Origin of the sequence: Streptomyces sp. NPDC093064 (genome assembly GCF_044754605.1) — a bacterium.
Classification (GTDB): Bacteria; Actinomycetota; Actinomycetes; order Streptomycetales; family Streptomycetaceae; genus Streptomyces.
In genome coordinates this window covers 24,126-37,094 of the sequence record NZ_JBIVPK010000003.1, presented here as the reverse complement: position 1 = coordinate 37,094, position 12,969 = coordinate 24,126, and the positions used below count along the sequence as shown (strand labels likewise).

Below are 12,969 nucleotides of genomic sequence, written 5' to 3'. Positions count from 1 at the left end.
GGCCGGGCTCGCTGTCTTCCGCGGTCTTCCCGCGTCACTTCTTCACACGAACGGTCTTGGTGGACCGGGTCTCGAGAGTCATCTCGTCGGCCTCGTCGACCTTCGCTTTCAGTCGCACAGTACCCGTCGCGGCGTCGACCACGTCCACCACCTTCGCAAGCAGTTTCGCAGTATCCGCGTTCCCCGAGGCTCCGGCGAGCTGAACAGCGCGGCCCAGTTTGGCCGTTGCTCCATCGAAATCGCCCGCTTTGCGAAGATCGAGGCCCTGTTGGATGGCCTGCGCCAGTTCGGCCTGCCCGGTGTAGTGGGCCACCTGCGGATTGATCGAGGTGGAGGCGGTCATGTCGTCGGTCCACACGGCCCGTACCAGGCCCTGGGCGCCGAGGTTCTGCACCGTTCCATCCGGTTGGGGCACCACCAGGGAGATCCGGGCGGCGAGCATCTCCTGCCCGATGCCGGCCGCGGGCACCTCCACGCAGAGGTGGTAGTCGCGGGACTCGTCCCCCCAGGATCCGGTGGGATAGTCCCCGGCGCGGGGCCCCGCCTCTGCTCGGCGACCGGTCAACTCCTCCACAGCCGGGGCAACTTGCTTGACGAACTTGATGGTCGTGCCCACCGGCGTCCACACCCGCAGCCAGACGTCCGCGACCTCCTTGCCCATCGCCGTCTCCATCATCTGCGTGAAGTCGGCGGCCAGGCCCGCCGGGTCGGCGACGATGTCGGCGGTGCCGAGCAGCGCGGAGGCGATCTGTGTGACTTCTTTCACCTCCCAGTCGGTGCCCACGCCCCGCGCGTCACATGTGAAGCGTCCCGCGCATGCGTCGAGCGTCCGCCGGAGGTCCTCGGGCGACTCGTGCTCGTTGCGGCCGTCGGTGAGCAGGATGCCGTGCCGGATGGCGACGTCGGCCGAGGACAGCAGCCGGTCGGCCAGCCGCAGCCAGGTGCCGATGGCCGTGCCGCCGCCCGCGCTGAGCCTGCGCAGCGCCTGCTTGGCCTGGTCTCGGGTGGTCGCGTCGGCGACCGCGAGCCGGCCGCCGCCCGGATAGACCTCCTTGGCCACGTGCGTGCCGCCGATCACCGCGAAGTGCACGCCGTCGCGCAGGGTGTCGATCGCGGCGGCCGTGGCGTCCCGGGCGTTGCGCATCTTGGTCGGTGGGTAGTCCATCGAACCCGAGCAGTCGACCATGATCGCCACCGCGGCGGACGGCCCCTGCCCGGGCGTGTACAGGTGCGGTGCCGCGACCGCGCTGCCGATCGTGCCGCCGCCGGTCGCGCTGACCGTGACGATCGAGTTGACCTCCTGGCCGCCCTCCGGCAGGTACTCGTTCTGGTACACGTCCACCGAGAACTGCGGCACGCTGGATTTCGAGAAATTCGCCATGCTGTCCCAGATCCCCCTCTGGACCCCGTGAACGGGGACGACGACTGTGAACGGGCCGGCCCCCGCCGGCCCTCGGAGCTTCCCCGCGCTGAGGGCTCGGCCGGGGGCTCCCGTCACGCGCCCCCGCGTACGTCCCTCAGGCCGATCCTGCCCCCTGCGGCGCGGCAGGGAACGGCACGACGGCCACTGTTACGTTGTCGTGGCCCCCGCCGTCCAGGGCGTGGCCGACCAGGACCCGGGCGCTGTGCAGCGGGCGCACGGCGGCGTCGAGGGGGACGGCCTCGGCCATCTCCCTTGCCGTCTCGGCGTAGTTCCACAGCCCGTCCGTGCACACCACGACCACTCCCGGCCGGTCCGGCTTGAAGGAGGCGGTGTGCGGCTCCAGTTCGTAGGCGTCCGCGCCGAGCCAACCGGTGATCGCGTGGGCGCGCTCGTCGGCGTACGCCTCCGCCTCGGACATCAGGCCCGCGGAGACCATCTGCGCGGCCCACGAGTCGTCCTCGGTGAGCCGGGCCGGGGGCGCGCCGCGGTCCACCGGGATCCAGTAGGCGCGGCTGTCGCCGACCCAGCCGACGACCAGCAGCCCGGAGGTGACCACCGCGCCGACGAACGTGCAGGCGGGCGCGTTCTGGTGGGCGGAGTGCCGGCCGGCCGACGCGGGCTCCCCGACGAGCGCGTCGACCGCCTGCGCGGCGGCGACGATCGCGTCGTGCATGGCCTGCTGCGGGTGCGTGCCCCGGGGCAGCGCGGCCAGCAGCGACTCGCTCGCCGCTCGTGAGGCGGCGAGGGAGGCGTCGTCGGGGCGGGTCGCGGAGGACACGCCGTCGCAGACGACCGCCGCGAGGGCGGGCGAGCCGTCGGGCAGCGCGGTGCGGCCGAGGGCGAAGGCGTCCTCGTTGCGGTGGTGGCGCAGGCCGCGGTCGCTGACGGCGGCGATCGGGCCCGACTCCTGTTCCATGTGGTCGCGTTCGCGCGGCTGGGCGTGCCCGCAGTTCTCGCAGTAGCCGTCGCTGTCGACCCGGCCGGCCCGGCACGCCACGCACACCGTGGCGGCCTCACCCGGGGTGCCGTCGCCCGCGGCGCCGTCGGCCGGAGCGGCGGCGTCGGAGTCGGTGGGCACGCGCGGGTCCGGCGCCTGCAACGGGTACTCGTCCGGCTCCGCCGGCCGGTCGAGCCGCACGCCCGAGGCAGACGCCCCTTGCTGCTGCGGCTGTTCCTGCGGCTGCGGACCCTGGCCTTGCGGCTGCGGCTGCGGCTGCGGCTGCCCTGGTCCTTGCGGCTGCTGCTGAACTGGGGCCTGTGCTTGAGCCTGCGGCTGTTGCTGGGCCTGCGCTTGACGCGGCGGCTGAGCGGCCGGCTGTGACTGCGGCCGGGCCGCCGCCTGGGCCTCGGCGGGTGGCTGCGCCTGCGGCTGTGGCTGGGGCTGAGCCGTCTGTGGCTGCTGCGGGGACTGCGCCACCGGCTGCGGCCGCTGCTGAACCGTCGCCTGGGCCTGGGACTGGGCTTGAGCCTGCGCCTGCTGTGCCGGAGCCGGCAGCGGGGAGCCGCTCGAGTCCGTGCCCGGCAGGTCCGTCGGCAGGTGCAGCCGCGGTGGGGCCTCGGAGGTGTCCGGGTGCGGTGCGCGCGGCCACACGGCGTCGTCGGCACGCTCGCCGGGGCCGGCCGGGCGCGGCACCGCGCCGCGGTCCACTGTGAGCGTCGGCGCGTCGCCCGGTCCCTCGGCGGCCGCGGACAGGTCGTACCCGCACGCGCCGCAGAAGCGGTCACCCGATTCGAGCGGCTCCGCACAGCTCGGGCACTTCGGCAGCGCTGCCTGCTGGTGCATCTGCGACATCAACTACACCCACGTCCGGGGGCGGTAACGGTTGGCACGTTCCACCAGGTCGATCCTCTCCTCGCCACCGGGCGCCAGCCGGGCCAGCGTGCGGTACGAACGCTCCAGGCCGAAGCGGAGTCCCCGCTCGTCCAGGTCGCTTCCGAGCAGCACCCGCCGGGCGGCCGGGTCGGTGGCCCGGCCCCCGGAGAGTACCCAGTCCAGGGCGCAGCCGAGGACTTCCGCCGACAGCCGCTCCCGCCGGGCGGGGTCCAGACCGTAGGCCTGAAGTGCCTCGACCTGCCCGGAGGCGGCCGTCAGGTCGTCCAGGAACGGCGTGTCGGACGCAGCCGCCGTACGGTGCCGCAGCCGTGCCCGTACGGCCGCCACGCGCGCCGCCGTGTAGTGGATCGAGGACTCCGGAACGGACTCCAGGGTCCGTACCGCGCCGGGCCGTTCGCCGGAGGCGAGCTGCACGCGGGCCAGCCCGAACGCGGCGCTGACCTGGCTCGGGTCGGTCGACCACACCAGGCGGTAGTACTCGGCGGCGTTGTCGAGCTGGCTGAGCACCTCCGCGCACAGGCCGAGCGCCAGCTTCGGCGCGACCTCACCGGGGAAGGCGTCGTAGACCGCGTCGAAGGCGAGGGCCGCTTCCTCGTGGTCGCCGGTGACCAGGGAGGCCACGCCCCGGTACCAGACGACCCGCCAGTCGTCCGGGTGCCGCTGCTCCAGTTGGCGCAGGACCTCCAGCGCGGTGGCCGCCTCGCCGGTCTCCAACCGGGCCCTGACCTGGCGCAGCCGGGTCTCGGCCGACTGCGTGGGCGCCGCCGCGAGCGCGTGCGCCAGTTCCCCGGGCGCGGACGTCAACAAGCCCGCCAGAAAACCCGCGTTCGGGTCACTCGGGTCGACGTGGGGGACCGGCAGGGCGAGCGCGGCGGCGGGCGTGTCGACGGGCTTGACGAGCGCCGGGGGAGCCGGAGCGTTCGGCGTGCCCGGAGCGCCGTGGCCGTGCGCGGTGCCGGCCGCGATGGCCGGGGCCGATCCACGCGGGCGTGGCACCCGCGCCCCCAGCCGGGACACGTCCCCGTCCAGCTTCGGGAACAACTCCGCGTCCGTCACCCGCAGTTCCGGGCCGAACAGGGTCGATAGGGCCGGCCGCGCCCGGCCGGTCTGGAGGGACACGACCTCCCGCAGCACGCCGGTGAGCTGCTCGGCCATCTCCTGCGCCGAGGCGAACCGGCGGGCCGGGTCGGGGTCGGTGGCACGGACCAGGAGGCGGTAGAAGGACTCGTACTGGCGGAAGACCTCGATGTTGTCGGGGTCGGGCAGGGAGTCCGCGAAGACGTTCGTGTAGCCCTGGAAGTCGAAGGTGAGGACGGCGAGCGTACGGCCCACCGTGTACAGGTCGCTGGCGACCGACGGGCCGACCTCGGCGACTTCGGGCGCCTGGTAGCCGACCGTGCCGTAGATGGCCGACTCGTCGTCGTCCATCCGGCGCACCGCGCCCATGTCGATCAGCTTGAGCTGGTCCTCGGTCTGGATCGCGTTGTCGACCTTGAAGTCGCAGTACAGCAGGTTGCGGCTGTGCAGATGGCCGAGCGCCTCCAGCGCCTCGATCCCGTACGCGCACGCCTGCTCCACCGGCAGCGGGTCGCGCCTGCCCTCCGGGGTGCGGCGGGAGTTGGCGATCTCCTTCAGCGACTTGCCGCCGACGTACTCCATCACGATGTAGCCGTCGAGGGAGCCGGTGCGCTGGTCGAGGTGCTCGACGAAGTTGTAGATCCGCACGATGTTGCCGTGCTCGATCTCCGCCAGGAACCGCCGCTCGGAGATCGCCGCCGCCATCGCGTCCTGGTCGCCGGTGTCCAGCAGGCCCTTGAGCACCACCCAGCGGTCGGACACGGCCCGGTCCACGGCGAGGTAGATCCAGCCCAGGCCGCCGTGCGCCAGACAGCCCACGACCTCGTACTGGCCGTGGACGATGTCCCCGGCCCTCAGCTTGGGCACGAAGGAGTACGGGTGCCCGCACTTGGTGCAGAAGCCCTCCGTACGGCCCGCGCGGTCCCCCCGCGCGCGCCCGACCGGCGCACCGCAGTCCGAGCGCGAGCAGAACCGCTTGCGCTCCGGCACCTCGGGGTTCTCCAGCACCATCGAACGCGGGTCCGGCCGCGGCACCTGCGGCACCTGCACCAGACCCGCGCCCAGCCGGCCACGGCCGGAGGAGCCCGTCGTGGAGCCGGAGCTGCGCACCGACACCGACCGGCCGGTCGCCTTGCCCGACAGCGAGCGCGAGAGCCGCCCCGACACCGAGCGGCGCGATTTCGACGACTGCGACGACGTACGGGAACTGCGGGCACTGGAGGCCGAACCGCCGCCCACCGAACCCCGCGAGTCTCCGCCGCCGCCGGTCACGCCGGTGGGTGGCGAGCCCACCATGCCGGTCGCCGAGACGACCGGCGCGAGACCGCACGTGTCGCAGTACAGCTCGCCGCCGCCGACGTCCTCGTACGTGCCGCCGCAGTCCGGCCGCTGACAGGTCTGCCCCGCCTGACTCATGACTCCCCCTACCGTCCCTCGGGCCCGCCCTGCTCCGGCACCCGCGAGCCGCCGAGCAGTTCGGCCGCCGCCTGCTGGTAGCGCAGCACGGACTGTTCGGCCACCCGCAGGTCGCACGGCGCGCTCCACAGCATGCGGCGCGCCGCGTCGTACCGCTCGACCAGCAGCGGGTCCTCCGCCAGGCCGTGCCGGGCGACCTTCGCCTTGTACGCGTCCAGCCGCCCGCGCAGCTCGGCACGGACCGCCAGCGGCGCGGTGACCGCCGTCAACGACTCACGGGCGCGCTCAAGTTCGTCCTCCGCCTTCTGCTCCAGCGACTCGAGGAGCGGCGACAGCCGGTGCCACTGGGCCTGCCTGCGGTACTCGGCGGCCGTCGCCAGCTGCTCCTGGAGGGCGGTCGGCGGACCGCTGACCACCGGTACCTCCGTGGCGGCGATCTTCGCCAGCACCTCGCCGCGCGCGGTGCGCGCCTCGGCGAGCGTGCGGTCCGCGCGCGAGAGCACGTCCCGCAGCTTGATCAGCCGCTGCTCGGCGTCCTGCCGGACCCCGAGCACGGCGTCGATCTCCCGGCGCACCTCGTCCAGCGCCCGCGCCTCCCGGTCGTACACCGTGGTGTCCGGCCGTCCGCCGCCCGGTGCCGAACTGCCCTGCGCGGGCACCCAGAAGGCGAGCGGATCGGAGATCACCTCCGCGCGCAGCCTCGTCAGCGTGCGCGTGACGCGCTCCAGGTCGTCGCCCGCCGGGTGCTCGCCGGGGCGGACGCCGACCGAGTGCGCGAGTCGGCGGGTGCGCTGGAGCTCGGCGGCCAGCAGATCGATCCGCGCGGGCAGCGCCGACCACACCGCGTCGGCGGCGACCACCATGTCCAGACCGGTCGCGTACAGCTCGTTCATCCGGTCCACCAGCGTGGCCAGGGAGAAGCTCTGGCTGAGCCGGCCCGGACCGGGCAGGGCGGGCGCGGCGGCCGCGCCGGAGACGGTGACGGACTCGCCGCGCAGCAGCTCGGTCAGCTCCACCAGGTCCTCGCGGCTGGACCAGCGGCGGCGGGCGCGGATGTCACGGGCGGTGCGCAGGGCGCCGCTGTAGGCGTCGAAGTACGCCCACAGCAGCGTGATCGACGCCTCCGTGGCCGCCCAGCGCTCCTCGGTGACGCCGGTCAGCTCGGCGCCCTCCAGGAGTCTGCGGCCCGCGTGGTCCTGAAGGGCGAGCAGCGAGGTCTCGATGGCTTCGTGCTCCGCGCCGAGCCGCGCCAGCGCACGGTCCACCTCGTCCCGGTCCATGACGGGCCCGGCGGGGTCCGTGACGCCCATCGATCACCTCTCGCTGCTGCGTGTCGCCTGTGTGCTGTCGGTTCTGCTGTTCCGTCGGTGCCGCGCCGGCCGGTGACCGGTCACCGGTAGCTCGGCGTCGGCGCGGTGGCCGACGGTGAGTCCTTACCCAGCGTGGCGGACAGCCACGTCCCGTACGACGCCTTCCAGCCTCCGTCCTTGCGGTAGTTCTCCAGCGTCCGGTTGACCTGGCGGACCAGATCGTCGGCACCGAGCTTCATGGCCACACCGTAGAACTCCTTGGTGAAGGAGGCGCCCTTCAAGGCCACCGTGGGGTCCTGCGCGGCCTGGCTGGCGGCGAGCGCGCCGTCCGTCACCACCGCGTCCACCTCGCCGAGTTGGAGCCGCACCAGGCAGTCCAGCTGGTTGGGGACGGTGGTGGTGATGTCGGTGGACGCGGGGAGCCTGCCGTCCTTGGTGTCGGCGGACAGGTGGTCGTAGGCCGTGGAGCCGGTTGCCGAGCAGATCCTCTTCCCGGCGAGGGAGCCGTCGTAGCCGGTGATGCCGGAGGTCTTGGGGGCCAGGACCTGCTGGCCGGTCAGGAAGTAGGGGGCGGAGAACGCCACCTGCTTCAGCCGGTCGCAGGTGATGGTCATGGTGCGCACCACCATGTCCACCCGGCCGCTGCGGATCGCGGGTATCCGCTCGTTGGTGGGGATGGCCTTGAACTGGACCTTGTTCGCGTCGCCGAGGATGTCCTCGGCGATGCGGTGCACGAGGTCGATGTCGAAGCCCTCGAGCGCGCCGGAGGCGTTGTTCGGGTTGCGGTAGCCCCAGCGGTAGCTGTTCTGGTCGACGCCGACCGTCAGATAGCCGCGCGATCGGATGGCGCTCAGCGTGGGGCCGCCGGCGCCGGACGGGGACGGGCTCAGGTTCTGCGCCTGGCTGTCCTGGCAGTTGTCCGCCTTGGACTGTGTGCCCTGCACGGCTCGCGAGCCGCTTGCCGCGGGGCCGCCGACGCCCTGCGGCTGGGTGCGGGGCAGCAGCAGGACGAACGCCAGCGCCAGGGCGCAGACGGCCGCCATCGCGCCGACACCGCCCCAGCCCTTCAGGCCGGCCCGCAGACGTCGTGCTCGCATCGCCACGCCCCCTCTCACCGCTGTCACGCTCCCTTTCACCGGTACTCCGAAAGCCTGCGCCCGATGCCCAGCACCGCGCCGGCCGCGGCGAGCACCGCGAGCACCGCGGAGCCGGCCGGCAGGCCCGTCATGGCGGCCCGGCCGCCCTCCGCGGCCTGCCGGAACCGGCCCGTCTCATGGGTGAGTGCCGACGCGAGGGAGGCGTCGACGTTGTCGAAGCACTCACCCGTCGACTCCGTCCGGTCCTTGGCGGTGGTGCCGATGACCCGGTCGCGTGCCTTCTGGTAGTCGCCGGAGTCGTTGGCCTGGCGGGCCAGTTCGTGCCGTTGCTTCCACACCTTCATCGACTCGTTCGCCGTGTCCACGGGCTTCCTGCCCCCCGGGTCCTCGGCGAGGGCGCCGGCCCGGGACAGCGTCCGGGCGAGGGTGCCGAGCTCCTGGTCGTACGCCCAGTCGTAGGCGTCCATGACCGTGCCGTCCTTCAGCGTCTTCGTCTCCGCGCCGCGGCTGACGAGGGTCAGGTTCTCGTCGCTGCGTGCCTTGAGGGAGGCGATACGGGCGTCGTGCAGCACGTTCAGCGAGCGCACGCCGTGCGTGTAGGAGCCGTTGAGTCCCGCGCGCGCGACGCTGTGGCCGATCACCAGCCACAGCAGGACGACGGTGGTGGCGGCGGTCGCGGCGACCAGGCCGTGGTTCAGCACCCGGTTCGTACGCTGGTAGTTGCGCCGCTGGGCCCAGGCGAGGCCGGCCAGGGCGACGACGCCGAGGGCGATCGCGGCCCACGGGTACGGCGTCGCGTCCCCGTAGTCGGAGCGCAGCCGCTGGTTCTCCTTCTGGTACAGGTCCTCGGCCGCGGGGAGCATCTCGTCCTGCATGGTGTCGTTGGCCGCGCGCAGGTACGCGCCGCCCACCGGGAAGCCCTGGCGGTTGTTGGCGCGGGCGGACTCGACCAGGCCCTTGTAGCGCGGCAGGAGCTCGTTGAGCTTGGTGATGGTGGCCGCGGAGGGGCTGCCGGGAGCGGAGTTGGCGGCGGCGGTGACCAGCTTGGCGGCGGCCGTGCGGACGTCGGCCTCGTAGCGCTCGCGGGTGGCCGTCGTCTCCTGGAGACCGGCCAGGTAGCCGCTGGTCGCCATGGTGTTGGCGTCGGCGAGCGAGCGGTAGATGTCGGCCGCGTCGGAGCTGAGCGGCTGGCTGCGGTGCAGGACGTCGTCGGCGGCCGAGGCGCGGTCGGTGGCCTGGAGGGCGGTGACGGCGCCGAAGGCCAGGACGAGGAGGGCGAGGACGGCGCCGATGATGCGGAGGCGGCCGGGCTCCGTGGTGGCGGCGGCGCGCAGGCGCTCGGCACCCTCCGCGAAGGCGGTGCGGCGCGGGGGCGCGGGGGGCCGCGCGGCGGGGGCGGGGGACGCGGGCTGCGGCGGAACCGCCGGCAGGGTGGGCAGGCCCGGGCCCGGCGGTGCCGAACTGCTCGTCGGCGGTTGTGTCACTGCTGACCTCCCCCATGGTCATCCGTCGCCGCAAGTATCGCTGCCGGGACCGACATTCGCACCGGCCTTCACTGGAACTCGGCCGGGCCGCAGTGCGCTCGCCCCGTACCACCCCTTGCCCATGAATACGCCGGGGGAACCAGTTCGGTTCCCCCGGCCGCGCTCCCGGGATGCCCACCGGCGGGATGCTCACCGTCTCTCACTGCTCGAAATGGGCCCGCACCCTTTCCCGGGCCGCCGCCGGCGCTCCCACGTGGTCCAGGCCCAGGAGGGCCGCGCCAAGGACCGGGCGGGCCGTGACGACCCGCGGGACCGCCTTGGGGGCGCGCGCGGCGAGGAGGTCGCGTACGGCGTCGTCGAGTCGGGGGTGGCGGGCGGCGAGGACACTGCCGCCGAGGAGGACCGGGGTCTCCTCGTCGAGCAGACCGAGGCGGGTCAGGGCGACCGTGGCCATGGCCACCACCTCCTCGGCCTGGCGGTCGACGATCGTGCGGGCGATCGGATCGCCCTGGTCGGCCGTGGCGAACAGGACCGGGGCCAGTTCGTGGCGGCGGTGGTGGTCGACGTGCCCCAGGTGCAGCGCCTCGACGAGGGCGTACACGGAGGCCAGCCCGAAGTGGGCGGGGAGGGTGCGGGACAGGGCGGTGGGCGCCCCGCGGCCGTCCTCCGCGCGGGCCGCGTACCACAGGGCCTCCTCCGCCAGGCCCCAGCCGCCGCCCCAGTCGCCGGAGACGCGGCCGAGCGCGGGGAAGCGGGCGGTGCGGCCGTCCGGGAGCATGCCGACGCAGTTGATGCCGGCGCCGCAGACGACCGCGACCCCGCGCGGTTCGGCCACGCCCGCGCGCAGGATGGCGAACGTGTCGTTGCGGACCTGCACCGTCGTGCCCCACGCGCGCGCGTGCAGGGCGGACGCCAACTGCTCCTCCTCCACCGGCAGATCGGCGTTGGCCAAGCATGCCGAGACATGGCCGGCGGCGGTGACGCCGGCCTGCGCGTACGCCCGCCGGACCGTTTCCTCCAGGGCGTCCACCGCGGTCCCGACACCCACGGCCGGTGGCCGGAACCCGCCGCCGCGGGCCGTGGCGAGGACGTGCCCGTCGGCCGCCACCACCGCCACGTCGGTCTTGCTGTTGCCCGCGTCGATGGCGAGGACGCTTGCGGTCAGGCCCACGCGAGGTACTCCCGGTTGTGCGCGACCAGTTGGTCGGTGAGGGCCTCGGCATACGCGTACTGGCCGATCAGGGGGTGTGCGAGGAGGGCGCGGAAGACCCGGTCCCGGCCGCCGCGCAGGGCCGCCTCCAGGGCCAGGTCCTCGTACGCCGTCACGTCGGCCATCAGGCCCGCGTACAGCGGGTCCACGTCGGAGACGGGGAGGGGGGCCGCGCCCTTGGAGCCCACCGCCGCCTGCACCTCGATCACGGCGTCGTCCGGGAGGAAGGGCAGGGTGCCCTTGTTGTACGTGTTCACCACCTGGTACGGGTTGCCGCCTCCGCCCAGCAGGGCCGCCGCCAGGTCCACGGCCGCCTCCGAGTAGTAGGCCCCGCCCCGCCCGGCCAGCAGGGCCGGCTTCTCCACCAGCGCCGGGTCGCCGTACATCGTCAGCAACTCCCGCTCCATCGCCGCCACTTCGGCCGCCCGGGACGGCTTGGTGCGCAGTTCCTCCACGACCTCGTCGTGCGCGTAGTAGTAGCGCAGGTAGTAGGAGGGCACCGCGCCCAGGCGGTCCAGGAGCGGGCGGGGCAGGCGCAGGCCGCCGGCGATCGCCTCGCCGTGCTCGGCCAGGAGCGCGGGGAGTACGTCCTCGCCCTCCGGGCCGCCCAGACGCACCCCCGTCTCCCAGGTGAGGTGGTTCAGGCCCACGTGGTCCAGGTGGATGTCGGCGGGCGCGATGCCGAGCATCTGCGCGAACTTGCGCTGGAAGCCGATCGCCACGTTGCACAGGCCGACCGCCCGGTGGCCTGCCTGGAGCAGGGCGCGGGTGACGATGCCGACCGGGTTGGTGAAGTCGATGATCCAGGCGTTCGGGTTCGCGCGGCGGACCCGGTCGGCGATGTCCAGGACCACCGGGACCGTGCGCAACGCCTTGGCCAGACCGCCCGCGCCGGTGGTCTCCTGGCCGACGCAGCCGCACTCCAGAGGCCATGTCTCGTCCTGCTGGCGGGCCGCCTGGCCGCCGACGCGCAACTGGATCAGCACCGCGTCGGCGCCGTCGACGGCCGCGTCCAGGTCCGAGGTGGTGACGACACGGCCAGGGTGGCCCTGGTGGGCGAAGATGCGGCGGGCCAGTCCGCCCACCAGCTCCAGCCGGTCCGTCGCCGGGTCCACCAGCACGAGTTCCTCGACGGGCAGGGTGTCCCTCAGACGCGCGAAACCGTCGACGAGTTCGGGGGTGTAGGTCGAGCCGCCGCCGACCACGGTGAGTTTCATGGCTGTTTAACCCTTCACTCCGGTGAGTGTGACGCCCTCGACGAATGCCTTCTGGGCGAAGAAGAACACGAGGATCACTGGGGCCATGACCAGAACGGTCGCGGCCATGGTGAGGTTCCAGTCGGTGTGGTGGGCCCCCTTGAAGGACTCCAGACCGTAGGACAGGGTCCACGCGCCCGGGTTCTCCGAGGCGTAGATCTGCGGGCCGAAATAGTCGTTCCAGGCGTAGAAGAACTGGAAGAGGGCGACGGCCGCGAGACCGGGCCTGGCCATGGGGACGACGACCTTCAGCAGGGTGCGCAGCTCGCCGCAGCCGTCGACCTTCGCCGCGTCCAGGTACTCGTTCGGAATGGTCGTCAGGAACTGCCGCAGCAGGAAGACGGAGAACGCGTCGCCGAACGCCATCGGGATGATCAGCGGCCACAGCGTGCCGGACAGGTCCAGCTGCTTGGCCCAGAACAGGTACATCGGGATGATGATCACCTGCGGGGGCAGCATCATCATCGAGATCACCAGCATGAGCGACAGGTTGCGGCCCCGGAAGCGGAACTTCGCCAGCGCGTACGCCACGGGCAGCGAGGACGCGACCGTCAGGACCGTGCCGAGACCGGCGTAGACCAGCGTGTTCCGCCACCAGGTCAGGAAGCCCGGGGTGTCGAGGACCCTCTTGTAGTTGCCCCACTCCCAGGTGTGCGGGACCAGATCGCGGCTGAGGGCCTGGCTGTCGCTCATCAGCGAGGTCAGCAGGACGAACACGAAGGGCAGCACGAAGAACAGGGCGGCCGCCACGCCCAGCGAGTGGACCGCGATCCACTCCAGCACCGCCCTGCGGCGGGCCGCGCGCGCGGCGGGGGAGGGCCGCGTCTTCGACCCGAGCGGCTTGTCGAGCACTTGGGCCATC

General features: G+C 73.2%; 9 protein-coding genes. All 9 read right to left on the bottom strand.

The window, feature by feature from the left end; genetic code table 11:
* Positions 1-34 precede the first annotated feature (34 nt).
* The 9 genes from ACIQFZ_RS04940 to ACIQFZ_RS04900 all read right to left on the bottom strand — a co-directional run bounded on the left by ACIQFZ_RS04940 (position 35) and on the right by ACIQFZ_RS04900 (position 12,968).
* Positions 35-1,381, bottom strand: a complete 1,347-nt coding sequence (locus ACIQFZ_RS04940) for a VWA domain-containing protein (protein ID WP_402690636.1) — start codon at positions 1,379-1,381, stop codon at positions 35-37.
* A gap of 136 nt (positions 1,382-1,517) precedes the next feature.
* Positions 1,518-3,215, bottom strand: a complete 1,698-nt coding sequence (locus tag ACIQFZ_RS04935) for a PP2C family serine/threonine-protein phosphatase (protein ID WP_402690635.1) — start codon at positions 3,213-3,215, stop codon at positions 1,518-1,520.
* Between the two features lie 3 nt (positions 3,216-3,218).
* Positions 3,219-5,750, bottom strand: coding sequence for a tetratricopeptide repeat protein (locus tag ACIQFZ_RS04930; RefSeq protein WP_402690634.1), 2,532 nt, complete (start codon positions 5,748-5,750; stop codon positions 3,219-3,221).
* An 8-nt stretch (positions 5,751-5,758) separates the two neighbouring features.
* Positions 5,759-7,060 carry a hypothetical protein gene (locus ACIQFZ_RS04925; protein ID WP_402690633.1) on the bottom strand — a complete coding sequence of 434 codons (1,302 nt, stop codon included), beginning with the start codon at positions 7,058-7,060 and terminating at the stop codon, positions 5,759-5,761.
* A gap of 80 nt (positions 7,061-7,140) precedes the next feature.
* The gene (locus ACIQFZ_RS04920; RefSeq protein ID WP_365434466.1) at positions 7,141-8,157 is read right to left on the bottom strand and encodes a glutamate ABC transporter substrate-binding protein; all 1,017 of its coding nucleotides are present in this window, start codon (positions 8,155-8,157) and stop codon (positions 7,141-7,143) included.
* Between the two features lie 35 nt (positions 8,158-8,192).
* Positions 8,193-9,641 carry a hypothetical protein gene (locus ACIQFZ_RS04915; RefSeq protein WP_383055550.1) on the bottom strand — a complete coding sequence of 483 codons (1,449 nt, stop codon included), beginning with the start codon at positions 9,639-9,641 and terminating at the stop codon, positions 8,193-8,195.
* 199 nt (positions 9,642-9,840) lie between these two features.
* Positions 9,841-10,812, bottom strand: a complete 972-nt coding sequence (locus ACIQFZ_RS04910) for a BadF/BadG/BcrA/BcrD ATPase family protein (RefSeq protein WP_365773817.1) — start codon at positions 10,810-10,812, stop codon at positions 9,841-9,843.
* Positions 10,803-12,068: a 6-phospho-beta-glucosidase gene (locus ACIQFZ_RS04905; RefSeq protein WP_365432913.1), complete on the bottom strand. Its 1,266-nt coding sequence runs from the start codon at positions 12,066-12,068 to the stop codon at positions 10,803-10,805. The genes ACIQFZ_RS04910 and ACIQFZ_RS04905 overlap by 10 nt, the downstream gene beginning before the upstream one ends.
* A gap of 6 nt (positions 12,069-12,074) precedes the next feature.
* Complete coding sequence (locus tag ACIQFZ_RS04900; RefSeq protein WP_365773821.1) at positions 12,075-12,968, bottom strand: carbohydrate ABC transporter permease; 894 nt, start codon at positions 12,966-12,968, stop codon at positions 12,075-12,077.
* Position 12,969: the final 1 nt, after the last annotated feature.

What these genes read in the sequence shown, in the direction of transcription:
- ACIQFZ_RS04940 (WP_402690636.1), bottom strand. Translation starts at nt 1,381, where the DNA reads ATGGCGAATTTCTCGAAATCCAGCGTGCCGCAGTTCTCGGTGGACGTG.
- ACIQFZ_RS04900 (WP_365773821.1), bottom strand. Translation starts at nt 12,968, where the DNA reads ATGGCCCAAGTGCTCGACAAGCCGCTCGGGTCGAAGACGCGGCCCTCC.
- ACIQFZ_RS04935 (WP_402690635.1), bottom strand. Translation starts at nt 3,215, where the DNA reads ATGTCGCAGATGCACCAGCAGGCAGCGCTGCCGAAGTGCCCGAGCTGT.
- ACIQFZ_RS04905 (WP_365432913.1), bottom strand. Translation starts at nt 12,068, where the DNA reads ATGAAACTCACCGTGGTCGGCGGCGGCTCGACCTACACCCCCGAACTC.
- ACIQFZ_RS04920 (WP_365434466.1), bottom strand. Translation starts at nt 8,157, where the DNA reads ATGCGAGCACGACGTCTGCGGGCCGGCCTGAAGGGCTGGGGCGGTGTC.
- ACIQFZ_RS04930 (WP_402690634.1), bottom strand. Translation starts at nt 5,750, where the DNA reads ATGAGTCAGGCGGGGCAGACCTGTCAGCGGCCGGACTGCGGCGGCACG.
- ACIQFZ_RS04925 (WP_402690633.1), bottom strand. Translation starts at nt 7,060, where the DNA reads ATGGGCGTCACGGACCCCGCCGGGCCCGTCATGGACCGGGACGAGGTG.